We start from the raw sequence: 23,871 nt of genomic DNA, 5'->3' as shown, positions 1-23,871 counted from the left end.
GAGAAAAGTCCCACTTCCCGCCCATTTCTCGGTCTGTAGCTACGGCTACAGACCTCAAAAGTGGGCGTGAATTGGGTTCTTTTCCCACCCGTTTCGCCTCGACTCCTTCTGCCGCGCAGACTCCTAGAGCAAGCCACGGCCGGACCCATGCGCAGCGTAGCGCTACGGCCGGCCGGGCAAGAAACTACTTCGCCCCGTTCAGCATGATCGTCTTGACTTCGCCCGCGGTGACATCTTCCTTCGAGGTGAGCAAGCCGCCCTGGACGCCGTGGAATGGCACAGTCCAGGTCAGTTCGCTACGCACATAGTAAGAACCGGCTGGCAATTTGGTAAATTTGAAGCGGCCGTCCGCATCGGCGGTGACGGTGCGGCGCGCTTTGGTGAAACCTTCCGACGGCGGCAGGGACGCCCGGTTTTTCCATACGCGCCCGGCTTGCATCCACCAGTTCTGGCTGATGGTCGTCACCGGATCGAGCGTAATCGTTTTCCAGGTTGGCATCGTACGACGCCGGGTAAGTCGGCTTGGGCATGTTGCCCGGCCCGGCGCACCCCGCCAGCAACGCTAACAGGGCAAGCGATAAGGTAAAAATTTTCATGGTCTGCACGCGATGAGGAAGTTGACGTACCCGTTTTTATACTTGCAGGGTACTTAGGCTAATGATTTACCAAAATTTCTCTTGGGAAATTTGTATTTTGCCGATCCGAGGCGCTGCTGCGGGCAAGCCCTGAGCACTGTGCGGAGCATTGACGTGCTCGCTGCGCGGCAGCGCTCGCGCCGCTATGATCGTTGAACAGCCGTGCTGCCTGCGGCAGTGTTACGCATGTCAACGATTGGAGAAAACCATGAACCATCAGAATTGGCCCTGGAACTTTCCGGAGAGCGTGCCCGTCTCCCTGCGCGACTTGATCGGACGCCCTGTCCGCACCGTGCGCCCTGGTGAAGTGATTACGCTGGAGTATCTCGCCGGGCGGGTTACTTTCTTTCTTAATGCAGCCGGCGTGGTGACCGACATCGGCTTCGAGCCGGAAGAGGCCGTTACACGAACGGTGTGAGGCATGTACTTCGCGCCAAGGCCGCGTTCAGCTGGCTTTGTCGGCTGTCTGACAAAGCCAGTGCCGGCAATAACATATTTTCTGAATGACAAGTCGTCGCGCCGTGGCTTATCGCCCCGGCCTGCGCTGCCGAGCGCACATTGGTTGTTCAGTCGAAAGCGCAATCGGGGTTCATTTCCCAAGGCGTTCTCCAGTTGATGCCGTGACGCGCCAATAGTTCCCGCTTTACCCATGCTAAAAGACGAGCGCCACTACCCATGCCGCTGCCGAATTGCCCTTGCTCGCTCAGTTGATCCGCTTCCCCGGCGAAGTTTCGCCAGCGCGGCGTACACTGCTGGATCGAGCTCCACCGGGTCGACAAAGAAGCTGTGGCTATTCGATTCCATGTATGCGACGTAGGCGACGCGATGCGCCTCCGGAAGCTCTTCCAGAAACTGCTTGCAGAGCTGCGGAGGGCGTTCGGTGACGGCGCGCAGTCGCATGGCAAGTCTGGCCAGGCTGGTAGAGGAATCACTCATCTTTTGCGGCTCTTCAACAGGGTTCGACACAGTTCCTCAGCGCTTTGCCGGTGGCCGTCCATTTTACCCGGCCGCGAGCGGCGCCTGGTTTTTGCCCACTACTTGGCGAGAATACTTTTCATCACGACGACGTCGGATGCGAGTGCTTTGTCCGGCGTGCCGTTTTTCATGGAAGCGAGCTTGGCAGAAAGGATCTCTTGCATCCTTTCCCTGGCCGGCGCATACACCGTGCCTAACAAGCCCCATGCCTGGAAACCGCACGCCCGCCTGAATACTTCCGAGATGGGTTCGTCCGGCACGGGATTGTCGTGCAGCCAGACGAATGCCTCCAGCGCATCGGGGTAGTTGCCTTGCAAGACTAACTGGCATGCCCTGATGTAGGTTTCTTTCAGCTGTTCCATACGCCATCTCCAAGTCAGGAATATGGCTTGGACCGTGCCGGGGACCGGGTAGTTCGCCCGCTGGAGCGTGATCAGTATGGCCCGCGATAGCTGTCCAGCCAGCTCCAGTCGCCGGTGTGGCAGCTTTCCGTGCAATGTCGCAGAAAATCGTTGATCACCATCCTGCAGTTGTACCGGCCCTCGCTGTCGCGCGCGGTGGTCAACTCGCAGACGACATCCAGGTTGATCGAGGCGGGTATGCAAATCGATAATTTGCAGCGGCGCGGATCTTTATGCGCGTCGCGCAGGTTGGCCAGTGGATCGCCAGCGGCAACGTTCCGGATCAGATCCGGCGTTGCGCATAGCGATGGATGACTACCGGACCTCATATTCGGGCGCCACATCGGTGCATCCACTTTTGCATTCGGCGCGACGACGACGGTCACGTCGGCTGCCGCATCCCGTGCTGCGCCGGCCGTCATGAACACCAGCATCACGCCAACCGCAAGTTTCTTCTTCATAGCATCCCTGTCAAAATGAATGAGCTCGACAAACAAGCAAAAATGGACGCACCCCGGCGGCCAGGCCATATGCATGGGAGCTGGAAGGTGATGTAGCCGGGAGTTAATATACTGTATGGAGGTACAGTAGTAAACTGGGAAAACAAGGGGGGGGGCGACTCAGGGCAAAGCCCTAAGCCGAGGTGATGTCGCGCAAGCCAGACAGCCGGCTGGGTGGAAGATGGGAGTGGGGCGGTTCAGTTCAGGCCACTGGTGTCAGCGGCTTTCTTTCCGTGTGGGTGAAGTCCAACTGGAAGACGAATTGTCGGGTATTGCGTTGGGAGGTGATGGGAGCGTGATCACGATAGGCGGAGCGACGGTTGGCGCCTTCGCCACGACTTTATTGAAAAGAAATGTCAGGATGGCGAGACCGATGGTCCCGAGTATCAGGACAATGCCGACAACCCGCTTGACGGTGTCGGCTTGCGATTTGTGTAGGGTCGCCTCAAACCTGGCAAATTGGGCATCCATAGCGGTTTTTAGCGATGAGATGCCGCTCTCAAGGGTAAGCGCGATCGCCGCCAACCGGCCATCGACTTTCGTCTCGATGGTTTTCAGCTTTGCATCGACTTCTTCTCGGCTTGGGCTGGTCATCTTGCGATCTTCAATCGCGTCGGCGCGCTTGTCAAACCGGGGCGCAAGGATGCCGCGCCTGACTGTGTGAGCAGTGTCGAATCTGGTGCGTGGTCCAGGAATCGAACCTGGTTATCAGTCATTCGGTCTGTGACGCTCCTGACTGGGCTTTACCAAATAAGCGAACCGCGCACCTTCATCATAGCCCAAAAATTCTAATTCGCAATAGAAATTTACATTGAGAAATTAAGTGGTTCAATCGTACACATACGGCCTGACCGGCAAGGCATTCTCGCGCTGCTTGTCGAGCTCATCAAGGCCGACGCGGTGATCCCACCATCTATGCCAGCCGCGCTGGCGGTCTTGCTCCACTTCCGGATGGCGCGCCAGATAGTCATGCATGAATTGCTCGAATTCGGACACCTTCTGCCTGCTCGCAGGACGGTATTTCTCGGCGTGCTTCATCATCAGCCCTCCCGTTAACGCTACTATGACCACCCACGCGCACCTTGGTTCCACGCCCATGTACGCGCGGCCGAAAATGCCGTACGATACGCGCCGTTATCGCTTAACTCTCAGGACGCAATGAACTCAGAAACACCCGCGCCAGCGCCGGCGCCGCGCTTTCGCCCCCGTCCCTGGACCGCCCTGGAAACGCCGCAGGACGTCGAACTGTGGATCGACGAGCACAACCAGAGCCTGACCGAACACATCGCCCCGCACGAAACCGGCTACGGCGTCTGCTTTACCCTGGCCGTGGGCGGCAACATCTATATGCAGACCAGCGCCGACGCCGTCATCCTCGATGTCGACGACGATGCCGCATGGATCGCGCCGCTGATCATGGCCGCCACCGGCGTCGAGGCGCCGCAGGGCCAGCTATGGATACTGCCGGACGATAAATTGGTCCAGCTCATCATCGGGCTGTCGACCCTGGTCGCCAGCACCACCCTGGTGGTCGGACACAATTTTGGCGGACGCCACCGTAAGGCGAGCTATTCGCGCTAAACTGATTTTCTTTCCATAACATTGCCGCCTCCATGCCCATCCTTTCCCGTCGCCGCCTGACCCTGACCCTGACCCTCGGACTGATCGGCGCCGCGCTGGCCATGCCGGCCGGCGCGGCCGACCTGCTCACCACCGTCAAAGCCCGCGGCACCCTGAAAATTGCCATGGAAGGTACTTATCCGCCCTTCAATTTCAAGGACTTGAAGGCCAACCAGCTGGCCGGCTACGATGTCGACGTCGCCACCTTGCTGGCGGCGCGCCTGGGCCTCAAGCCCGAGTTCGTCACCACCGAGTGGAGCGCCATCCTGGCTGGCTTGGCCGCCGGCAAGTTCGATGTGGCGATCAGCCAGGTGGGCATCAATCCCAAGCGCGAGCAAACTTTCGATTTTTCCGAACCGTACACCTATTCCAATCCACAACTGATCGTGCGCAAGAATGAAAAGGCTACCTACGCCAGCCTCGCCGATCTCAAGGGCAAGAAACTGGGCGTGGGGCAGGGCAGCGTCTACGAGCAGCAAGCCAAGGCCGTGCCCGGTATCGACGTGAAAAGTTACCCGGCCGCGCCGGAAACCTTGCAGGACCTGGCGTTCGGCCGCATCGACGCCGCCCTCAACGACAGCCTGATGGTCGCTTACCTGCTCAATCATTCCAAGCTGCCGATCCAGGCCGGCGCGCGTGTCGGCAATGTCGAGCGCATGGGCATTCCCATCCGCAAAGGCAATCCCCAGCTCAAGGCCGCCTTGAACAAGGCGCTGGCCGAGGCCCAGGCCGACGGCAGCCTCAAAAAAATCTCGGTCAAGTGGTTTGGCAGCGACGTCAGCCGCCCGGCCGCGCAGCCCTGATCCGGGGCGCTGCCGATGGACTGGGCCGCACTGGCCGAACTGTTGCGCGATGCCGCGCCGTCGATGCTCAAGGGCACCGGCTACACGGTACTCTTCGCGCTGGCCTCGATGGTCGGCGGCTTGCTGCTCGGCTTTCCCACCGCCCTGATGCGCCTGTCGCGCTGGAAGCTGGTGCGCGCCCCCGCCGAACTGTACGTCAGCGCCATGCGCGGCACGCCGCTGCTGGTGCAGTTGTACGTGATCTACTACTGGCTGCCCAGCATCGGCATCGACTTCCCGCCCGTGGTGGCGGGCGTGCTGGCGCTCTCGCTCAACGCCGGTGCATTCCTGTCGGAGAGCATTCGCGGCGCCGTGCTCGGCGTGAGCGAGGGCCAGTGGCGCGCCAGCTTCAGCCTGGGCCTCGGTTACTGGTTCACCCTGTATCACGTGGTGCTGCCGCAAGCCTTGCGGGTGGCGGTACCGTCGATGAGCAACACGCTGATCAGCCTGATCAAGGATACCTCGCTGGTATCGGTCGTCACCATTAGCGAGCTCATGCTTGCGACCAAGGAAGCGGTGGCCGGCAGCGCCAATCCCTTGCCGCTGTATATGACCGCGGCCGTGATCTACTGGTGCCTGAGCCTGCTGTTCGAAGCGCTGCAGCGCTACCTGGAACGGCGCCTGAACCGCGCGCATCGCTGACGATGGCATCGCGCCGCGCGAATCTGCGGCGCGATCGTGGGTTGCGCTCGACATCGCGCCCGCGCCCATGCTAGTCTAGGAGACAGTGCTTCCACCTTCCGTCCTGCGCTGCTTGCGTGCCGGTGCGTGGCAAGTCCGCTGGCGTGTGCAATGGGTGCGAGGTGAGATGGACAACGATCACGATCCGGCAGCACAGGATTCCGCGCAGGCGAGTCAGCGCCGGGCCATGCCAGGCCGGGCCACGCCAGGGCAGGCCGCGCCAGGGCAGGCCGCGCCAGACCGCGCCCTGCCGGGTGGCGCCTTCGCCTGGCATCCCGGACAACCGGCCGCCGTGGCCGTCGCCCCGCATGCTCAAGCACTTGCCCCCGCCCTTGACAGCAGTGGCGTGAGCATCGAGCGCCTGCGCCACGAGCAAGACCTGGCCCGGTCGGGCGACCTGTACCTGCTGGCCCCGGTAGGCTATTTCCTGCTCGCCTTCGACACGACCGTGCTGCAGGTTAACCTGGTCGGCGCCAGCATGCTCGGGGTGGCGCGCGCCAGCCCCGGCCTGCACCATTTCCGCTCGTCCGTGGTACCCGCCTTCCTGCCCGACTTCGACGGATTTTTTGCCCGTTCCCTCAACAGCGGCAAGGGGGAGACCTGCCGCATGCGTCTGCGAACGCCGGACGACGGCGCGCTCGACGTCACCTTGCACGGCAGCGCCGACGGCAGCGGCCAGGCTTGCCGCCTCGTGGTCGAGCGCGCCGAAGGCAAGCAGGCCGCGCTCGAACGCAGCGAGGAACGCTTCCGGCGCATCGTCCACAGCGCTGGCGAAGGCATCTGGGAAATCGACGCCACCGCCAGCACCACCTTCGTCAACCCGCGCATGGCGCAGATCCTCGGCTACAGCATCGAAGAAATGCTGGCGCGCCCCTTGCTCTCGTTTATGGATGACGAGGGCCTGGCCATGCTCGAGCAGTGCATCGCCGAGCGCGCCCAGGGCGTGCCGGCGCCCTACGAATACCGCTTCATCGGCAAGGATGGCAGGGTGGTCTGGACCACCATGTCGACCAGCCCCATCCTCGACGCCGACGGCGCCTGTCTCGGCGTGCTGGCGCTGGTCACCGATATCACCGAGCGCAAGCAGTCGACCGAGCTGATCTGGCATCAAGCCAACTACGACACCCTGACCGGACTGCCCAACCGCCACATGTTCATGGACCGGCTGGGCCACGAAACGCGCAAGGCCGATCGCGGCGCCGCCTTCCTGGCGCTGCTGTTCATCGACCTCGACCACTTCAAGCAGGTCGACGAGCGCCTCGGCCATGCGCTCGGCGACCTGGTGCTGATCGAAGCGAGCCGGCGCATCGCCAATTGCGTGCGTTCGAGCGATACCCTGGCGCGCATGCAAGGCGACCAGTTTGCGGTGGTGTTGTCGGGGCTCGACCATGTCGGCAGCGTCGAGCGCATTGCCCACGCCGTGGTTGCGGCGCTGGCCATGCCGTTCGAGCTGGGCGGCGAGAAAGCGTTCCTGCCGGCCAGCATCGGGATCGCCCTGTATCCGCCGGACGGGCGCGACGTCGGGCACTTGCTCGAGCGCGCCGAACGCGCGATGGAGCTCGCCAAGCAGGCCGGCGGCCACCAGTTCAGCTATGTCACGCCCGATCTGCAACAGGCGGCGCAGGCGCGCCAGAGCATTGCCGACGACTTGCGCGCGGCCATTGCGCTGCGCCAGTTCGAGATCGTGTACCAGCCGATTGTGTCGCTCCAGACGGGGACGGTGCACAAGGCCGAAGCGCTGTTGCGCTGGCGCCATCCCACGCGCGGCTTGCTGGGCCCGGCGGAGTTCATCCCGTTTGCCGAATCGAACGGGCTTATTGTCGAGATCGGCGACTGGGTGTTTCGCGAAGTGGCGCAGCAGGTGCAGCGCTGGCAGCGCAGTATCGACCCGTCGTTCCAGATCAGCGTCAACAAGTCGCCGGTGCAATTCCGGCGCGACGCCGACCTGTATCTGAGCTGGCTCGACTATCTGAACGAGCTCGGTTTGCCTGCGCACAGCATCGTCATCGAGATTACCGAAGGGGTGCTGTTCGAAGGCGCGACCCAGGTCATCGAGCGCCTGCGCCAGTTTCGCGCGATGGGCTTGCAGGTCGCGCTGGACGATTTCGGCACCGGGTATTCCTCGCTGTCGCACCTGAAGCGCTTCGATATCGATTATGTGAAGATCGACCAGTCCTTCGTGGCCACGCTCGAGAACGACGTGGGCGACCTGGCGCTGTGCGAAGCGATCATCGTCATGGCGCACAAGCTGGGGCTCAAGGTGGTGGCGGAAGGGGTGGAGACCAAGGTGCAGCGTGCGCTGCTGGTCGACGCCGGCTGCGATTACGCGCAGGGCTATGTGTTTGCCCGCCCGATGCCGGCGCAGGAGTTCGAAGCAATGGCCGCTGCGGGGGCGCCGCGCTTGCCGCATTGACCGGGCAGCGCCAGCTTCGCCATGGCGAAACCGACGCTGCCAGGCTTACATTCCCGGATAATTCGGCCCGCCGCCACCTTCCGGCGTGACCCACACGATATTTTGCGTCGGATCCTTGATATCGCAGGTCTTGCAATGCACGCAGTTCTGCGCATTAATCTGCAGGCGGTCCTTGCCCTCGTCGGTCTTCACATACTCATACACGCCCGCCGGGCAATAACGCGACTCCGGACCGGCATACTGCGCCAGATTGACCGACACCGGAATGCTGTCGTTCTTGAGCGTCAGGTGAATCGGCTGGTCTTCCGCGTGGTTGGTGTTCGAAATGAACACCGACGACAAACGGTCGAAGGTCAGCTTGCCATCCGGCTTGGGATACGCGATCGGCGCATAGTTGGCAGCCGGTTTCAGGCACTCATGGTCGCCATAATCGCGGTGCAAGGTCCACGGCGCCTTGCCGCGCAAGATCAGCTGGTCGATGGCGGTCATGATCGAGCCCAGGTACAGGCCTTTCGCCAGCCACGGCTTCACATTGCGCGCCACGTGCAGTTCCTCGTGCAGCCAGGACTGTTCGAACGCGGTCGGGAAGGTCGACAATTCATCGTGCTGGCGCTGCTCGCCCAGCGCCGCGAAGGCCGACTCGGCCGCCAGCATGCCGGTCTTGATCGCCGCGTGGCTGCCCTTGATGCGGCTCATGTTCAAGAAGCCCGCCTCGCAACCGATCAGCGCGCCGCCCGGGAACACCAGCTTCGGCAAGGCTTGCAGGCCGCCGGCCGTGATCGCGCGCGCGCCGTAGGAAATGCGCTTGCCGCCTTCGAAGAAGGTGCGGATTTCCGGGTGCGTTTTATAGCGCTGGAATTCTTCATACGGCGACAGATAGGGATTCTCGTACGACAGCCCGATCACATAGCCGACCATGACCTGGTTGTTTTCCATGTGATACAGGAAGGAACCGCCATAGGTATCCGACTTGAGCGGCCAGCCGGTGGTGTGGATCACCAGGCCCGGCTTGTGCTTGGCCGGATCGATTTCCCACAGTTCCTTGATGCCGATGCTGTACGACTGCGGGTCCTTGCCCTTGTTCAGGTCGTACTTGACCATCAGCTGCTTGCCGAGGTGGCCGCGCGAACCTTCGGCGAACAAGGTGTACTTGGCATGGAGTTCCATGCCGAGCTGAAAGGCCGCGGTCGGCTTGCCGTGGCGGTCGACGCCCATATTGCCGGTCGCCACGCCCTTGACCGAGCCGTTCTCGTTGTACAGGATTTCGGCGGCGGGGAAGCCCGGGAAAATCTCCACGCCCAGCGCTTCGGCCTGTTGGCCCATCCAGCGCACCACATTGCCCAGCGAAACCACATAATTGCCATGATTTTCGAAGCAGGCCGGCACCACGAAACCTGGCGTCTGGTACGCCTTGCTTTCGGTCAGGAACAGGATGCGGTCTTCGGTGACGGCGGTATTCAGCGGCGCGCCGAGTTCTTTCCAGTTTGGAATAAGTTCAGTCAGTGCGCGCGGATCCATCACGGCGCCGGACAGGATATGGGCGCCAATTTCGCCGCCTTTTTCCAGCACGCAAACGGACACTTCCTGGCCCTTGTCGGCCGCCATCTGTTTCAGGCGGATGGCGGCGGCCAGGCCGGCAGGCCCCCCGCCGACGACGACAACGTCGTACTCCATTGCTTCGCGCGGACCGTATTGTTCGAGGATGTTGATAGGCTCTGTCATGGTCTCTTCATGGGATAGAAAAATTTAAGCACGAGTGTGCGGCTTTTTGTCGAGGATTGCAACTTTGGCGCCATTTTACGGACAATATTAGACGCTGCCATCTAATACTGGCAATTTGTGACATCATTATGCTTTCGCAAGACCACCGCACAGGAGCCGATCGTGGGTATTGAAGTAAATTTCGAAGGAAAAATCGCACTCATTACCGGCGCATCGAGCGGCCTGGGCGCACGTTTCGCCAAGGCCCTGGCCGGAGCCGGAGCTCAGGTTGTGCTCGCTTCACGCCGCACCGACCGCCTCAAGGAGTTGCGCGCCGAGATCGAAGCCGACGGCGGCGCCGCGCATGTGGTCACGCTCGACGTGACCGACCTGGCCAGCATCAAGTCGGCCATTGCGCACGCCGAGACCGAAGCCGGCCCGATCGACATCCTGGTCAACAACTCGGGTGTCTCGACCACCCAGCGCCTGGTGGACGTGACGCCGGAAGACTACTCCTACGTCATGGACACCAATCTGCGCGGCGCGTTTTTTGTCGCGCAACAAGCCGCCAAGCGCATGATCCAGCGCGCCAAGGGCGACCCTAAAAAGCAGCACCGCATTATCAATATTGCCTCCGTGGCCGGCCTGCGCGTGCTGCCGCAGATCGGCGTGTACTGCATGAGCAAGGCCGGGGTGGTGCAGATGACCAAGGCGATGGCGGTAGAGTGGGGCAAATATGGGATTAACACCAACGCCATCTGTCCCGGCTACATCTCGACCGAAATCAACGAAGAATACTTCGCCACCGAGCAAGGCCAGAAGCTGATCGACATGCTGCCGCGCAAGCGCCCCGGCAAGCCGGAAGACCTCGACGGCCTGCTGCTGCTGCTCGCCGCCGAAGAAAGCCACTTCATCAACGGCGCCATCATCACTGCCGATGATGGTATGACCGCGCAATAAGCTCATCGTTCCCCGTTCGTCGGCGCGGCGAACGATGCGTTCAACAGGCGATGCACGTCCCCCAGGCGGTGCCAAAGACGGTGTCAGGTCTGACATTCGGACACGACCTGTGCAGTAAGACGGTGTCAAAGACGGTGTCAGGTCTGACATTCGGACACGACCTGTGCAGTTGAACGCCCCCCGACTGGTGTCAGACATCGTCGTGCTGTCGAGGTCGTGTCCGAATGTCAGACCTGACACCAGGGTTTGCGCACAAGGTTTGCGCCATTCCGCCATTTTCGCAACACCGGCCATCCTGCTAGTGTTGTCCACCTGCGCACAGGCCGAGAATCGTCTTTGTTGCTCCCCGGCCCCCTCCAGCCTCCGTCCCTGTTGTTTATCAGCTATTTATTTGCATAAAATCCGCTAACAGTGGGACAATTCGCACTTCTGTTGCTTGGTGCTACTTTAGTTTCTCGAATGGAAGTATTCCCCTAGGAGCCAGTATTACCGGCAGTTTATAATTTAGGCTGTATGTACCTTCGAGAAATTAGTACCCAATGCGAGTAGACGGGCTGAAGTTTTCCATTGCTGCGCATTCGGCGTGGGCGCCCGGGCTGGCAACGGCCGAGGCCTGGTCCGCATGGGCGCAGGCGCCGACCCGGATCGGCGAGGGCGCCGACCCGGTCGTGGCGGCGATGCCCCCCATGTTGCGCCGGCGCGCCGGTTTTCTGGGCAAGATGGCGCTCGACGTGGCTTACCGCTGCCTGGATGGACGCACCGATATCCCGGCCGTATTCTGCTCGCGCCATGGCGAAGTGTCGCGCGCGGTCGACTTGCTGGGCGAGCTCGCGCGCGGCGAGCCGATGTCGCCGACCGGCTTCGGGCTGGCCGTGCATAACGCCAGCGCGGGCCTGTTCTCGATCGCGCGCACCGACCGCGCCAATCACATGGCCCTGTCGGCCGGCGCGGCGACGGTTGAACATGGCGTGGTCGAAGCCTGCGGCCTGCTGGCCGACGGTGCGCCCATGGTCCTGCTGGTGGCGTACGACTGCGCGCTGCCGCCGGCGCTGGCGCACTTCGAGGATTGCGACGAACAGCCGCACGCGTGGGCGTGGCTGATGACCGCACCCGGCGCGGACGCCATCAGCCTGGCCTGCGATGGCTGCGCCGGCGAGGTGGCGCCGTCCACCCGGCCCGGTGGCCTGGACGTGCTGCATTTTCAGTTGAGCGGCGCGCCGCGCCTGGTGCGCCACGCCGGCCCGCAGCGATGGACCTGGACGCGCAATGGTTAACCGGATCGGCCGGTACTGGCGCGTGCTCGCCACCGGCCTGAGTTTTCTGGCATTCGGGATCGGCGGCCTGCTGCTGCGCATCGTGGTGTTTCCGCTGCTGCAGCTGGTGGTGTGGGAGCGCGCGGCACGGGTGATGGCGGCGCGCGCCATCCTGCGCCTGACGTTTCGCAGTTTTGTGGGCCTGATGCGCGGCCTTGGCGTACTGCGCTACGAATTCATCGGCCTCGAAAAACTCGAACGCGGCGGCCTGCTGATCCTGGCGAACCATCCATCGCTGATCGACACCGTGTTCCTGATGGCGTTCGTCAAGCGCGCCGACTGCATCGTCAAGAGCCACTTGTGGAATAACCCGTTCACCCGCGGCCCGGTACGCGCCGCCGGCTACATCAGCAACGACAGCGGCGAGCAATTGGTCGAGGCGTGCATCGCCTCCCTGCGCGCCGGGAACAACCTGATCATCTTCCCGGAAGGGACGCGCACCCCGGCCGGCGGCGCCATCAGCCTCAAACGCGGCGCCGCCAACATCGCCGTGCGCGGCGCGCGCGCCGTGACGCCGGTGGTCATCGACTGCCAGCCGCCCACGCTCGGCAAGGGCGACAAGTGGTGGCGCGTGCCGGAGCGCTTCGTGCAGTTCCGGCTTGAAGTGAAAGACGATATCGAGATCGGCGCCTTCCTCGGCGCCGATGTGAGCGAAGTAATGGCGGTGCGTCATCTGACGGATCACCTGCAACGATTTTTTACTGGAGAGTACCAAGGCCATGCTTGAAACAGAAGTGAAACAACTGATCATCGACGTCCTGCAACTGGAGGACATTGGCGTGGACGATATCGACAGCGCCGCGCCGCTGTTTGTCGAAGGCCTGGGCCTGGACTCGATCGACGCGCTGGAACTGGGCGTCGCGCTGCAAAAGCGTTACGGCATTTCGCTGTCGGCCGATTCGGAAGATACCCGCAGCCACTTCGCGTCGGTGCGCGCGCTGGCGGCGCTGATTGAAACCCACCGCAAAAAGTAATGGAGGTTGTATGGTAGACGTAAACAATATGAGCCGCGACGAGCTGCAAGCGTGGGTTGTCGATCTGCTGGCCGAGATGTTCGAGCTCGATAAATCGGCCCTGACGGCCGAGTCGAACCTGTACGCCGACCTCGATATCGACAGCATCGACGCGGTCGACCTGGCGGTCAAGCTCAAGCAGCTGACCGGCAAGCGCCTGCAGCCGGAAGTGTTCAAGACCATCCGCACCATCGGCGACGTGGTCAACGCGCTCGATGCCCTGGTCGAGGAACAGGCGGTATAAGCGTGCGCCTGTTGGCCGCGCTGTTGGCCGCGACCTCGGTCGTTCTCACGCTCTGTTATCCGCTGGCCATCTGGTATGGACAGGGGAGGGTGGAGCCGCGTTGGCTGGCGCTGCTGCTGGTGCTGGCCGCCGGCGCGCGCCTGCCGGCCATGAAGGCCAGCGTGGCCGCGCGCTGGTCGGTCGCCGGCGCCCTGCTGCTGGCGGCGCTGACGGTGATGGGCAACGGCATGCTGCCACTGAAGCTGTACCCGGTGCTGGTCAACGCCGGCCTGCTGGCGGCGTTCGGGTACACCTTGTGTACGCCGGTTTCGATGGTCGAGCGCTTTGCGCGCATGCGCGAGCCGGACTTGCCGCCGGCGGCGGTGGCGTACACGCGCACCGTCACCAAGGTATGGTGCGGGTTTTTCGTGGTGAACGGCGCCATTGCGCTGTGTACCGCGCTGTGGGCTTCGCAAGAGGTTTGGTCGCTGTACAACGGCGTGATTTCGTACGGCCTGATGGGCGTGCTGTTCGCCGCTGAATTTTTGGTACGTCTGCGCTTTAAGCGATTGCATCATGGTTGATTTGTTTTCCGTTCTCGGCGCGCGCGATGGCGCCGCCATCGCCGGCTGGCGCGAGGCCGCCCCGGTCAGCACGCCTGTCAGCGTGGCCGACTTGCGCGCGCGCGTGGGCGCGTGGCGCGCGCTGGCGTTGCGTACGCCCGGCGCCAACGCCGCCCTGTACATCGACGATAGCCTCGAATTTGCCGCCGCGCTGCTCGGCGCCTGGCAGGCCGGCAAAACCGTCTGGCTCAGCGCCGACACGCTCGACGCCAGCTGCGTCGCGCTGGCGCGTTCGGTCGACTGCTTCCTGGGCGAGTTCCCGGCGCGCTGGACCCCGCTGCACCCACGCCAGGACGAGGCTTGCGCGCTGCCATGGAGCGGCCCTGACGCCAGCTTCCCCGCGCTGGTGGTGCATACCTCCGGCAGCACCGGCGAGCCGCAGGCGATTCCCAAAAAACTCTCGCAGTTGATCAGCGAAGTAAGCACGCTGGAGGCCCTGTTCGGCCCCGCCATCGGCGACGCCGACATCATCGCGACCGTCTCGCACCAGCATATCTACGGCCTGCTGTTCAAGGTGCTGTGGCCGCTGGCGGCCGGTCGCGCGATCCACGCGGCCAGCCTGGCCTTCCCGGAACAACTGGCGCTGATGCTGGGTCAGCGCCCGTGCGCGCTGGTGGCCAGCCCGGCCCATTTGAAACGCCTGCCGTCGCACCTGGACTGGAGCGCCGCCGCGGCCTGCCTGCGCGCGGTGTTCTCATCGGGCGGCCCGCTCGCGCCCGACGCTTCGGTGGCGGCCGGCCTCCTGCTCGGCCACGTCCCGACCGAAATTTACGGCAGCTCCGAAACCGGCGGCGTGGCCTGGCGCCGCCACCATCCCGGCTCGCCCGGCGCCTGGGAAGCGCTGCCCGGCGTGGCCTGGCGCATCGCCCCCGACAGCGGGCGCCTCGAAGTGCGCTCGCACCACCTGGGCGACGACGGCTGGCTGGAACTCGAAGACCGCGTCAGCGCCGCTCCCGACGCACGCTTCCTGCTGCTCGGGCGGGGCGACCGCCTGGTCAAGATCGAAGAAAAACGCATCTCGCTCGATGCCATCGAAGCGGCCTTGCTGGCGTCCGGCTTTGCCAGCGAAGCGCGCGTGATCGTCTGCCCCGAACGCGCCGGCGAGCGCCAGGTGCTGGCCGCCTTCGTGATTCCTTCTGCCAGCGGGCGCGCGCTGCTGGGCGCCGAGGGCAAGCAGACGCTCAACGCGCTGCTGCGCGCCCACCTGGGCGGCGTGGTGGAGGCGGTGGCGCTGCCGCGCCGTTGGCGCTATCTCGATCAACTGCCATTCAACGCCCAGGGCAAGACCACCCAGGCGCAGCTGCTTGCCTTGCTCGGCGTGGGCGACGTCCGCCCGCGCGTGCCGCAGGTGCGCCTGATCGAGCGCGATGCGACGCCGAACGGCGAGCCGAACGGCGAACCGGACGGCGTCGCCCGGGTGCTGCTCGAACTGGTGGTGCCGTCGACCCTGTTCTACTTCGACGGCCACTTCACGCAGGCGCCGGTGCTGCCCGGCGTGGTGCAGGTCGACTGGGCCATCCGGTACGGGCGCGAGCACTTCGCCGTGGCGCCGGGGTTCCGCGGCATCCACGCGCTCAAGTTCCAGCAAGTGGTGCGGCCCGATGTGCCGTTCCGGCTGGAGCTCAAGTACGACAGCGCAAGCTGCACCCTGCATTTCCGCTATTTCTCCGACGCCGGGCAGCATGCCGGCGGTCGCATCCTGTTTGGCCCTTAACCTGAAGCGTCGCATGTTAGATAAAAAATTCTCCCCTGAACGCCAGACTGCCTTCGAAGCCCGTTTCGAAGCGCAAAAAATCGCCTTCGGCCCGGTGGTCTTCCAGTGCGTGCGCTACGCCTGGAAGCGCGGCATGCTGCAAACGCTGGCCGACGCCGGCGAAACGGGGCTGACCGTGGTCGAGATGGCGGCCAGCGGCCGCTGGACCGAGTACGCGCTCAAGGTGGTGCTGGAAACCTGCCTGTCGGCCGGGGTGGTGTTCGTGCATGGCGGGCGCTATGCGCTTGACAAGGCCGGTTTTTGCGTCCTCACCGACAGCATCACCCAGATCAATATCGATTTCAATCACGACGTTTGCTACCAAGGCCTGTTCAAGCTGGACGAATCGCTCGACGCCGAAAAGCCGATCGGCCTCAAAGCGCTGGGCGAATGGCCCACGCTGTACCAGGGCCTGTCGGAATTGTCGGAGCCGGCCAAGACCAGCTGGTTCGCGTTCGACCACTATTATTCGGACACCTCGTTCCCGTCGATCATGCCCGACGTCTTCGCCACCGCGCCGCGCAAGGTGATGGACGTGGGCGCCAACACCGGCAAATTCAGCTGCGTCGCACTGGACTACAACGCCGACGTCGAACTGCACCTGGTCGACCTGCCGCGCCAGTTGTCGGTCGCCGCCACCGCGCTGGAGACGGCCGGCGTGCGCGAACGCGCGCACCTGCATCCCACCGACCTGCTCGACCCGGCCCTGGCGCTGCCGTCCGGGATGGACCTGATCTGGATGAGTCAATTCTTGAGCTGCTTCTCGGAGCCGGCGATTGCCACCATCCTCGAACGCGCTAGCGCCGCGCTGGCGCCGCAGGGCCAGTTGCTGGTGATGGACACCTTCTGGGACCGCCAGCGCTACGACATCGCCTCCTACTGCCTGATCAACACCTCGCCGTACTTCACGGCCATGGCCAGCGGGAACAGCAAGATCTACGAGAGCGGCGACTACGTGCGCCTGGCCGAAGCGGCCGGCCTCAAACTGCTCACCGCGCGCGACGGCATCGGCTACTGCCACTCGCTGCTGCGTTTCGGCCGCGCGGAGTAAGTCATGTTCAAGCCCTGCGTGATGATCCCCGTGTACGACCACGAACACGCCATCGGCGCCGTGGTCGACGCGGTGCTCGCTCACGACCTGCCGTGCCTGTTGGTCGACGACGCCAGCTCGCCTTCGTGCGCGCGCGTGCTCGACCAGTTGGCGCAAGCGCATCCGGGCAAGGTCGCGCTGGTGCGTCACGCCGTCAACCAGGGCAAGGGCGGGGCGGTGCTGACCGGTTTCAGGAGCGCCGCGCAAGAGGGCTTCACGCACCTGCTGCAAGTGGACGCCGACGGCCAGCACGCAACGTCCGACATCCCGCGCTTCATCGCGCTCGCGCGCCTGCATCCGCGCGCCGTGATTGCCGGCTGCCCGGTGTACGATGAGTCGGTGCCGAAGCTGCGCCTGTACGCGCGCTACCTGACCCACGTCTGGATCTGGATTAATACGCTCTCGTTCGCGATCCGCGATTCGATGTGCGGCTTTCGCATTTATCCGGTGGCGCCGGTGCTCTCGCTCGACGCGCGCTGCTCGCTCGGCAAGCGCATGAACTTCGACCCCGAAATCCTGGTGCGCCTGTTCTGGGACGGCGTGCAGGTGGTGAACCTGCCGACCCGGGTCACGTATCCGAGCGACGGCGTGTCGCACTTCCATGCCTTTCGCGACAACGTGCTCATTTCGCGCATGCACACGGTCCTGTTCTTCGGCATGCTGATCCGCCTGCCCAAGCTGATGGCCCGCAAATGGCGCAGCGCATGACGCGCCTGCACGCCAGCCACTGGGCGTCGATCTCGGAATCGAGCTTCGTGGGCGGCATGCGCCTGCTGTTCTGGGTGTGCCGCGTGTTCGGGCGCTGGCCGTTCCGCGTGGTGCTCTATCCGGTTCTGGCCTGGTATGTGCTCACCAAGCCGGCCGCGCGGCGCGCGTCGACGACCTACCTGGACCGCGTGCGCGCCTTTGCCCCGGTCCCCAAAGGCTGGTACGGCGTGCTGCGCCACTTCGGCAGCTTCGCCGAAACCATTCTCGACAAAATGCTGCTGTGGGGCGGCCTGTTCGACACCGCGTCGGTCAGCCATGTCGGCATGGCGCCGATGCGGCGCCTGCTCGATGAAGGGCGCGGCGCGGTGCTGGTCTGCTCGCACCTTGGCAACGCCGACTTGTGCCGCGTGCTGTCGAACGACGTGCCGGGCCTGAAACTAACGGTGCTGGTACACACGCGCCACGCGCAGGCTTTCAACAACATGCTCGCTTCGCTCGACCCGCGCAGCCAGACCAACCTGCTGCAAGTGACCGAGATGAATCCGGCCACGGCGATGATGCTCTCGGAACGGGTAGGGCGCGGCGAACTGGTCGTCATCGCCGGCGACCGCGTGCCGGTCTCGCCCGACCCGCGCGTGGCAACGGCGCCGTTCCTTGGCTTCGACGCCGCATTTCCGGTCGGCCCCTACGTGCTGGCCTCGATCCTGCAATGCCCGCTCTACATGATGTTCTCGACCCGCATCAAGCGCGGCTACGAAGTCCATTTCGAACTGCTGCGCGAGTCGGTACGCCTGCCGCGCAAGGGCCGCGACGAAGCCGTGTCGGCCATCGCCGCCGATTACGCGGCGCGCCTGCAGCACCACTGCACCCGTTCCCCGCTCGAGTGGTTCAATTTTTACGATTTCTGGCACTTACCCCATTTGGACAAGCACGATGCACCCTGACCCGAGCACCACCCGCCGCGCCGTCACCTTCGACCGCGAGCGCCTCACCATCGAGGATATCGTCGATATTGCGCGCGGCACCGCCAGCGCGGAACTGTCGCTTGATCCGGCGTTCCGCGCGGCGATCGCCCGCGGCGCCGATTTCCTCGACCGCCTGCTGCGCGAGGACGGCACCATCTACGGCGTGACCACCGGCTACGGCGACTCATGCACGGTGGTCATTCCCCCCGAGCTGGTGGCCGAACTGCCGCACCACCTGTATACCTATCATGGCTGCGGACTGGGCGACTACCTGACCCCTGCGCAAACGCGCGCGGTCATGGCCACGCGCCTGGCGTCGCTCTCGAAAGGCTTTTCGGGCGTGAGCGTCGAACTGCTGGAACAGATCGCGCGCCTCCTGGACGCGGGCCTGTTGCCGCTGATCCCGAGCGAAGGCTCGGTCGGCGCCAGCGGCGACCTGACCCCGCTGTCCTACCTGGCGGCGGTATTGTGCGGCGAGCGTGAAGTCTGGCGCGACGGCGTGCAGGTCCCGGCCGCGCAAGCCTTGCAGGAGGCCGGCATCACGCCGCTGCGCCTGCGCCCCAAGGAAGGGCTGGCGATCATGAACGGCACCGCCGTCATGACCGCGCTGGCCTGCCTGGCCTACGACCGCGCCGACTACCTGACCCGCATGTGTACGCGGATTACCGCCATGGCCTCGTTCGCGCTGGACGGCAATGCCCACCACTTCGACGAAACCCTGTTCTCGGTCAAGCCGCACGCCGGCATGCAGGGCGTGGCCGCATGGCTGCGCGAAGACCTGCACGTGGGCCGGGCCGAACGCAATGGCAAGCGCCTGCAGGACCGCTACTCGATCCGCTGCGCGCCGCACGTCATCGGCGTACTGGCCGACGCGCTGCCGTTCTTCCGCCAGTCGATCGAAAATGAACTCAATAGCGCCAACGACAATCCGATCATCGACGCCGAAGGCGAACGCGTACTGCACGGCGGCCATTTTTACGGCGGCCATATCGCCTTTGCCATGGACGGCATGAAAAATGCGGTCGCCAACCTGGCCGATCTGCTGGACCGCCAGATGGCGCTGCTGGTCGACAGCCGCTACAACCACGGCCTGCCGGCCAACCTGTCCGGCGCCGAAGGTCCGCGCGCGGCCATCAACCACGGCCTGAAAGCCTTGCAGATCAGTTCTTCGGCATGGACCGCGGAAGCGCTCAAGCTGACCATGCCGGCCTCGGTGTTTTCACGCTCGACCGAATGCCACAACCAGGACAAGGTCAGCATGGGCACCATCGCCGCGCGCGACTGCCTGCGCGTGCTGGACCTGACCGAGCAGGTTGTCGCCGCGCTCCTGATCACTGTGCGCCAGGGCGTGTGGCTGCGCCTGCGCGTCAATCCGGAGCATCCCGCGCCGGCCGCGCTGATGGAGATGATGGAAAAAATCGGCGCGGACGTGGCGCCGGTGGTGGAAGACCGCCGCCTGGAGCCCGAGCTGCGCGTGCTCATTGCGCGCCTGCGCGAGCAAGCCTGGAGCCTGTATGCGTAGGGGCGCGCCGCCCAGCCGCTGGTTCGCCGAGACCGGGATGCAGGTCCAGTTCTTCGACCTGGACCCGATGCAGATCGTCTGGCACGGTAACTACGTCAAGTACCTCGAAGTGGCGCGTTGCGCGCTGCTCGACAAGATCGGCTACAACTACGAGCAGATGAAGGCCTCCGGCTTCGCCTGGCCGGTGATCGACATGAACCTGCGCTACATCGGGCCGGCCGTGTTCGGCCAGCGCCTGACCCTGCGCGCCGAAATCGTCGAATACGAAAACCGCCTCAAGATCGATTACCTGATCACCGACACGGCCAGCGGCAAGCGCCTGAACCGCGCCAGCACCACCCAGGTGGCGGTCGATATCGCCAGCGGCGAGATGTGTTTCATGTCGCCGCCCGTGCTGTTTGAAAAACTAGGAGTGACACCCGCATGAAACGCTTGATCCTGGCATTCGCCATCGCCGCCTCCTGCGCGGCCGCCAACGGCGCCGCGCCGATCGCCAAAATCCAGGCGCTGCTGGCCAAGCCGAGCATGCTGTGCGGCCGCTTCGACCAGACCAAGCACCTGGCCGGCATGAAAAAGCCGCTCGCTTCGAACGGCCGCTTTTGCGTGGTCGCCGGCAAGGGCGTCCTGTGGCGCACCTTGAAGCCATTCCCGAACACCCTGCGCCTGACGCGCGACGAAATCGTCAGCTTCCAGGGCGAGCGCGTGGCGATGCGCCTCGAAGCGAAGCAGGAACCGACCGTACGCATGATTAACAGCGTGCTGTTTTCGCTGCTCTCGGGCGACCTGGGCCAGCTGGAGACCCTGTTCGAGGTCGATGGCAGCGTTGACGGCGGCGTCTGGCAAGTGGCGCTCAAGGCGCGCCAGCCGGCGCTGGCCAAGGCCATCGGCGCCATCTCGCTCGACGGCGGCGCCTACGTGAAGAACATCCAGATTGCGGAAGCGTCGGGCGATAAGACCCTGATCGTTTTCTCCGAAATCAAAACAGGCGAGGGCGCAATCACGCTTGATGAGGCGGCGCTGCTGTGAACACGGAAGTAAAGCGGCACAAGTGGCTGGCCTGGATCTGGGCCGTGGTGGTGTGTACCCTGCTGGGGCATAACGCCTACCTGTGGATGGTCCAGCGCATCGTGCCGGACACCGATATCCTGGCCTTGCTGCCGGTGCAGGAGCGCGACCGCGTGCTGCAGGAGTCGTTCACCCACATGGTGGACGCGGCGCAGCAGCGCGTGATCGTGCTGGTTGGCGCCGCCGACTGGAACGACGCCAGGCGCGCCGCCGACGCTTACAACGCGGTGCTGGCGACCAAGCCCGGCGTGCTGGAAGCGGTCAAATTGTCCGACGAAACCCAGGGCGACTGGCTGGCGCCATTCCAGAAGCACAGCGTGGCCTTGCTGACGGCGCCGCAGGAAGCGCAGCTGCGCAATGAGAGTCCGCAATTCTGGACCGAGGCGGCGCTGGCAAAACTGTACACCGCTTTCTCAGGCCCGAAGCTGGGCGCCTTCCGCGACGATCCGTTCGGCCTGTTCACAGGCTGGGTCCAGGAACGCGCGCAAGAAACGCCGGTGCGTCCGCGCGACGACAAGCTGTTCGTGGCCGACGCCGAACGTCAATATGTGCTCATGCCGCTGACCATGCGCGCGCCGGCATTTTCGATGACGGCCCAGCAAACCGTGGTGCCGCTGCTCGAACAGGCCAAGCAGGCCGCGCTCAAGGCCGTCCCGCAGGCGCGCGTGATCACGGCCGGCGTGGTGCTGCATGCCTCCGCCGCCAGCCACCAGGCCGAAGGCGAAATGTCGACCATCGGGGTCGGCTCGCTGGCCGGCATCGTGCTGCTGACGTGGTTTACCTTCCGCTCGCTGCGTCCGATCGCGCTGGTGCTGCTGTCGATCGGAATCGGTTTTCTAGGTTCGCTGTCGGTGTGCTGGCTGCTGTTCGGCCGCATCCACCTGCTCACGCTCGTCTTCGGCGCAAGCCTGATCGGCGTGGCCCAGGATTACGGCATCTACTACCTGTGCAACCGCATGAGCGCCGATCCGGGCGAGAATTCGGTGTGCCTGCTCAAGCGCCTGCTGCCCGGACTGTGCCTGACCTTGCTGGCGGCGGTGATCGGCTACACCGGCCTCGGTTTCACGCCGTTCCCCGGCCTGCGCCACATGGCCGTGTTTTCCGCCGTGGGGCTGGTGTTCGCCTGGCTGACGGTGACCTGCTGGTTCCCGCTGCTCGTTTCCGGCGGCACCCTGAAAACCGGCTCGCTGGCGCGCAGCTACGGCGCGGCGCTGGCCCGCTGGCCGCGCGCGCGCCTGAACGCGCCAACCTTCGCCATCGCAGCCGTGTTCGTGCTGCTGGCCGGTTTCGGCTGGTCGCGCCTGGGCGTCAATGACGATATCCGCTCGCTGCAAACGCCGCCCAGGCATCTGATCGACGACCAGATCAAACTGGGCAAATTGCTCGATGCGCCGACGCCGGTGCAGTATTTCCTGGTGCGCGGCGCCAGCGCCGAAATCGTGCTGCAGCGCGAAGAAGCACTCAAGCGCCGCCTCGATCCGCTGGTCGCGGCCAAGCGCATCGGCGGCTACCAGGCCATGTCGAACTGGGTGCCGTCGATCCGCACGCAGATCGAACGGCGCGCCCTGGTCGATGCCAAGCTGCTCGCGCCCGGCGGCCCGCTCGAGGCGCTGGCCAAGGCGATCGATGAAGACAGCGCCTGGGTCGCCGCCACGCGCGTACACCTGATGGCGCCGCGCACGCCGCTCACGCCCGAGGAATTCCTCAAGACGCCGCCGAGCGAGCCGTGGCGCCACCTGTGGCTGGGCCAGATCGACGGCGTTCACGCCAGCATTGTCGCGCTGCGCGGCATGAGCATGGCCGCGCTGCCCGAACTGCGTACGGCGGGCGAGGGCATGGAAGGCGTGCAGTGGGTCGACAAGGTCGCCGAGATTTCATCGGTGCTGGGCCGCTACCGGCAGTACATGGGCTGGGTCGTGCTGGCCGCCTACGCGGTGGTGCTGGTGCTGCTGTACCCGCGCTATCGCGGCAACGCCTGGCGCGTGGTGGCGCCGACCGCGCTGGCGAGCATCGCCACCCTGGGCGTGCTTGGCCTGGCCGGCCAGTCGCTGCAACTGTTCCACGTGCTCGCGCTGATGCTGCTCCTGGGGGTGGGTGTCGATTACGGCATCTTCATGCAGGAGCACCCGGACCGGCGCGACAGCACGCCGTGGCTGGCGGTGGGCCTGTCGGCTGCGAATACGATTTTGTCTTTCGGCCTGCTTGGCCTGAGCCGCACCCCGGCGCTGCAAGCGTTCGGACTGACGATGCTGATCGGGACCGCGCTCGCGTGGCTGCTGGTCCCCTGCTTCACGAACACCGAGGACAAGAAACATGCGTAACTCCCGCCTTTCCCCAGCCCTGCCGGCCCTGCTGGCCGCCACGCTGCTGGGCGCCTGTAGCACGCCGCCGGCGCCGGTCGCGCGCCTGGGCATCAAGCTGGCGCCGCAAGCGCTGGAGGCAAGCATCAGCGTGCAGCAGCACCTGAAGGTCGAGCGCAAGGGCCGCATCGACGAACTCGATGCCGCCGTCGAAGTCGATCCGCAGCAGGTGCAGATGGTCGGCCTGGCCTTCGGCCAGCGCGTCCTGAGCCTGAACTACGACGGCAAGGAACTGCGCTCGTGGCGCCACATGATGCTGCCCAAGCAGGTGCGCGCCGACGACGTGCTGGAAGACATGCAGCTGACCCTGTGGCCGGCCGAGGCGATCGCGCGCAGCCTGCCGCAGGGCTGGCGCATCGAAGACGCCGGCCTCTCCCGCACCCTTTACCTCGACGGCGCGGTGGTGGCCACGATTAGCTACACGCAGATGCCGCGCTGGAGCGGCACTGTGATCCTCGACAACCTGCGTTACGATTACCGCCTGACCATCGAGTCGGCGCCATAAGAA

27 protein-coding genes and 1 tRNA gene are annotated in these 23,871 nt (G+C 64.4%); 20 read left to right on the top strand and 8 right to left on the bottom strand.

The window, feature by feature from the left end; all coding sequences use genetic code 11:
- Positions 1-184: 184 nt before the first annotated feature.
- Positions 185-499 (bottom strand): carboxypeptidase-like regulatory domain-containing protein, encoded by a 315-nt coding sequence (locus tag F1735_RS12440; RefSeq protein ID WP_167237218.1) that lies wholly within the window; start codon positions 497-499, stop codon positions 185-187.
- A gap of 344 nt (positions 500-843) precedes the next feature.
- Between F1735_RS12440 and F1735_RS12435 the strand changes: the two genes are divergently transcribed.
- A complete protein-coding gene (locus tag F1735_RS12435) occupies positions 844-1,053 on the top strand; it encodes an I78 family peptidase inhibitor (protein ID WP_167237217.1) in 210 nt (69 codons plus the stop codon).
- 251 nt (positions 1,054-1,304) lie between these two features.
- Here F1735_RS12435 and F1735_RS12430 read toward each other — a convergent pair whose 3' ends face one another.
- The 6 genes from F1735_RS12430 to F1735_RS12405 all read right to left on the bottom strand — a co-directional run bounded on the left by F1735_RS12430 (position 1,305) and on the right by F1735_RS12405 (position 3,549).
- Entirely contained in the window at positions 1,305-1,571 is a 267-nt protein-coding gene (locus F1735_RS12430) for a hypothetical protein (protein ID WP_167237216.1), read from the bottom strand.
- A 98-nt stretch (positions 1,572-1,669) separates the two neighbouring features.
- Positions 1,670-1,972, bottom strand: a complete 303-nt coding sequence (locus F1735_RS12425) for a hypothetical protein (protein ID WP_167237215.1) — start codon at positions 1,970-1,972, stop codon at positions 1,670-1,672.
- 71 nt (positions 1,973-2,043) lie between these two features.
- Positions 2,044-2,472: a hypothetical protein gene (locus F1735_RS12420; RefSeq protein WP_167237214.1), complete on the bottom strand. Its 429-nt coding sequence runs from the start codon at positions 2,470-2,472 to the stop codon at positions 2,044-2,046.
- A gap of 255 nt (positions 2,473-2,727) precedes the next feature.
- Entirely contained in the window at positions 2,728-3,105 is a 378-nt protein-coding gene (locus F1735_RS12415) for a hypothetical protein (RefSeq protein ID WP_167237213.1), read from the bottom strand.
- 83 nt (positions 3,106-3,188) lie between these two features.
- Positions 3,189-3,276: transfer RNA gene (locus tag F1735_RS12410), tRNA-OTHER, on the bottom strand.
- A gap of 63 nt (positions 3,277-3,339) precedes the next feature.
- The gene (locus F1735_RS12405; protein WP_167237212.1) at positions 3,340-3,549 is read right to left on the bottom strand and encodes a DUF3460 family protein; all 210 of its coding nucleotides are present in this window, start codon (positions 3,547-3,549) and stop codon (positions 3,340-3,342) included.
- 120 nt (positions 3,550-3,669) lie between these two features.
- On the opposite strand from F1735_RS12405, the gene F1735_RS12400 reads away from it, so the two are divergent.
- From F1735_RS12400 to F1735_RS12385, 4 genes are all read left to right on the top strand, one after another.
- Entirely contained in the window at positions 3,670-4,092 is a 423-nt protein-coding gene (locus tag F1735_RS12400) for a hypothetical protein (RefSeq protein ID WP_166890846.1), read from the top strand.
- 32 nt (positions 4,093-4,124) lie between these two features.
- A complete protein-coding gene (locus F1735_RS12395) occupies positions 4,125-4,934 on the top strand; it encodes a transporter substrate-binding domain-containing protein (RefSeq protein ID WP_167237211.1) in 810 nt (269 codons plus the stop codon).
- 15 nt (positions 4,935-4,949) lie between these two features.
- A complete protein-coding gene (locus F1735_RS12390) occupies positions 4,950-5,615 on the top strand; it encodes an amino acid ABC transporter permease (protein WP_167237210.1) in 666 nt (221 codons plus the stop codon).
- A 166-nt stretch (positions 5,616-5,781) separates the two neighbouring features.
- On the top strand, positions 5,782-8,067 hold the full coding sequence (locus tag F1735_RS12385) for a putative bifunctional diguanylate cyclase/phosphodiesterase (RefSeq protein ID WP_229505731.1): 2,286 nt from the start codon (positions 5,782-5,784) through the stop codon (positions 8,065-8,067).
- 45 nt (positions 8,068-8,112) lie between these two features.
- Here F1735_RS12385 and F1735_RS12380 read toward each other — a convergent pair whose 3' ends face one another.
- Positions 8,113-9,789, bottom strand: a complete 1,677-nt coding sequence (locus tag F1735_RS12380; protein WP_187364226.1) for an electron transfer flavoprotein-ubiquinone oxidoreductase — start codon at positions 9,787-9,789, stop codon at positions 8,113-8,115.
- A 162-nt stretch (positions 9,790-9,951) separates the two neighbouring features.
- Between F1735_RS12380 and F1735_RS12375 the strand changes: the two genes are divergently transcribed.
- From F1735_RS12375 to F1735_RS12305, 15 genes are all read left to right on the top strand, one after another.
- A complete protein-coding gene (locus F1735_RS12375) occupies positions 9,952-10,728 on the top strand; it encodes an SDR family oxidoreductase (protein ID WP_166879616.1) in 777 nt (258 codons plus the stop codon).
- 539 nt (positions 10,729-11,267) lie between these two features.
- A complete protein-coding gene (locus tag F1735_RS12370) occupies positions 11,268-12,002 on the top strand; it encodes a beta-ketoacyl synthase chain length factor (RefSeq protein ID WP_167237209.1) in 735 nt (244 codons plus the stop codon).
- A complete protein-coding gene (locus F1735_RS12365; RefSeq protein WP_167237208.1) occupies positions 11,995-12,768 on the top strand; it encodes a lysophospholipid acyltransferase family protein in 774 nt (257 codons plus the stop codon). Before F1735_RS12370 ends, F1735_RS12365 begins: the two co-directional genes overlap by 8 nt.
- Entirely contained in the window at positions 12,761-13,015 is a 255-nt protein-coding gene (locus tag F1735_RS12360; RefSeq protein WP_166890863.1) for a phosphopantetheine-binding protein, read from the top strand. The genes F1735_RS12365 and F1735_RS12360 overlap by 8 nt, the downstream gene beginning before the upstream one ends.
- A 10-nt stretch (positions 13,016-13,025) precedes the next feature.
- The gene (locus F1735_RS12355; RefSeq protein ID WP_229477196.1) at positions 13,026-13,298 is read left to right on the top strand and encodes an acyl carrier protein; all 273 of its coding nucleotides are present in this window, start codon (positions 13,026-13,028) and stop codon (positions 13,296-13,298) included.
- 2 nt (positions 13,299-13,300) lie between these two features.
- A complete protein-coding gene (locus F1735_RS12350) occupies positions 13,301-13,861 on the top strand; it encodes a hypothetical protein (RefSeq protein ID WP_373888509.1) in 561 nt (186 codons plus the stop codon).
- Positions 13,854-15,614 carry an AMP-binding protein gene (locus F1735_RS12345; protein ID WP_167237207.1) on the top strand — a complete coding sequence of 587 codons (1,761 nt, stop codon included), beginning with the start codon at positions 13,854-13,856 and terminating at the stop codon, positions 15,612-15,614. Before F1735_RS12350 ends, F1735_RS12345 begins: the two co-directional genes overlap by 8 nt.
- 13 nt (positions 15,615-15,627) lie before the next feature.
- Entirely contained in the window at positions 15,628-16,704 is a 1,077-nt protein-coding gene (locus F1735_RS12340) for a class I SAM-dependent methyltransferase (RefSeq protein ID WP_167237206.1), read from the top strand.
- A 3-nt stretch (positions 16,705-16,707) separates the two neighbouring features.
- On the top strand, positions 16,708-17,451 hold the full coding sequence (locus F1735_RS12335; protein WP_167237205.1) for a glycosyltransferase family 2 protein: 744 nt from the start codon (positions 16,708-16,710) through the stop codon (positions 17,449-17,451).
- On the top strand, positions 17,448-18,395 hold the full coding sequence (locus F1735_RS12330) for an LpxL/LpxP family acyltransferase (RefSeq protein ID WP_167237204.1): 948 nt from the start codon (positions 17,448-17,450) through the stop codon (positions 18,393-18,395). The genes F1735_RS12335 and F1735_RS12330 overlap by 4 nt, the downstream gene beginning before the upstream one ends.
- A complete protein-coding gene (locus F1735_RS12325; protein WP_167237203.1) occupies positions 18,385-19,938 on the top strand; it encodes an HAL/PAL/TAL family ammonia-lyase in 1,554 nt (517 codons plus the stop codon). Before F1735_RS12330 ends, F1735_RS12325 begins: the two co-directional genes overlap by 11 nt.
- On the top strand, positions 19,931-20,365 hold the full coding sequence (locus F1735_RS12320) for an acyl-CoA thioesterase (RefSeq protein ID WP_167237202.1): 435 nt from the start codon (positions 19,931-19,933) through the stop codon (positions 20,363-20,365). Before F1735_RS12325 ends, F1735_RS12320 begins: the two co-directional genes overlap by 8 nt.
- Entirely contained in the window at positions 20,362-20,964 is a 603-nt protein-coding gene (locus F1735_RS12315; protein WP_167237201.1) for an outer membrane lipoprotein carrier protein LolA, read from the top strand. Before F1735_RS12320 ends, F1735_RS12315 begins: the two co-directional genes overlap by 4 nt.
- Positions 20,961-23,324 (top strand): MMPL family transporter, encoded by a 2,364-nt coding sequence (locus F1735_RS12310; protein ID WP_167237200.1) that lies wholly within the window; start codon positions 20,961-20,963, stop codon positions 23,322-23,324. Before F1735_RS12315 ends, F1735_RS12310 begins: the two co-directional genes overlap by 4 nt.
- The gene (locus tag F1735_RS12305; protein WP_167237199.1) at positions 23,317-23,868 is read left to right on the top strand and encodes a DUF3261 domain-containing protein; all 552 of its coding nucleotides are present in this window, start codon (positions 23,317-23,319) and stop codon (positions 23,866-23,868) included. Before F1735_RS12310 ends, F1735_RS12305 begins: the two co-directional genes overlap by 8 nt.
- The last annotated feature ends 3 nt before the right edge of the window (positions 23,869-23,871 follow it).

The sequence above is a fragment of the Massilia genomosp. 1 genome, assembly GCF_011682185.1.
In the GTDB taxonomy this organism is placed as follows: domain Bacteria; phylum Pseudomonadota; class Gammaproteobacteria; order Burkholderiales; family Burkholderiaceae_D; genus Telluria_A; species Telluria_A rubra.
This window is presented reverse-complemented; position numbering and strand designations above follow the sequence as displayed.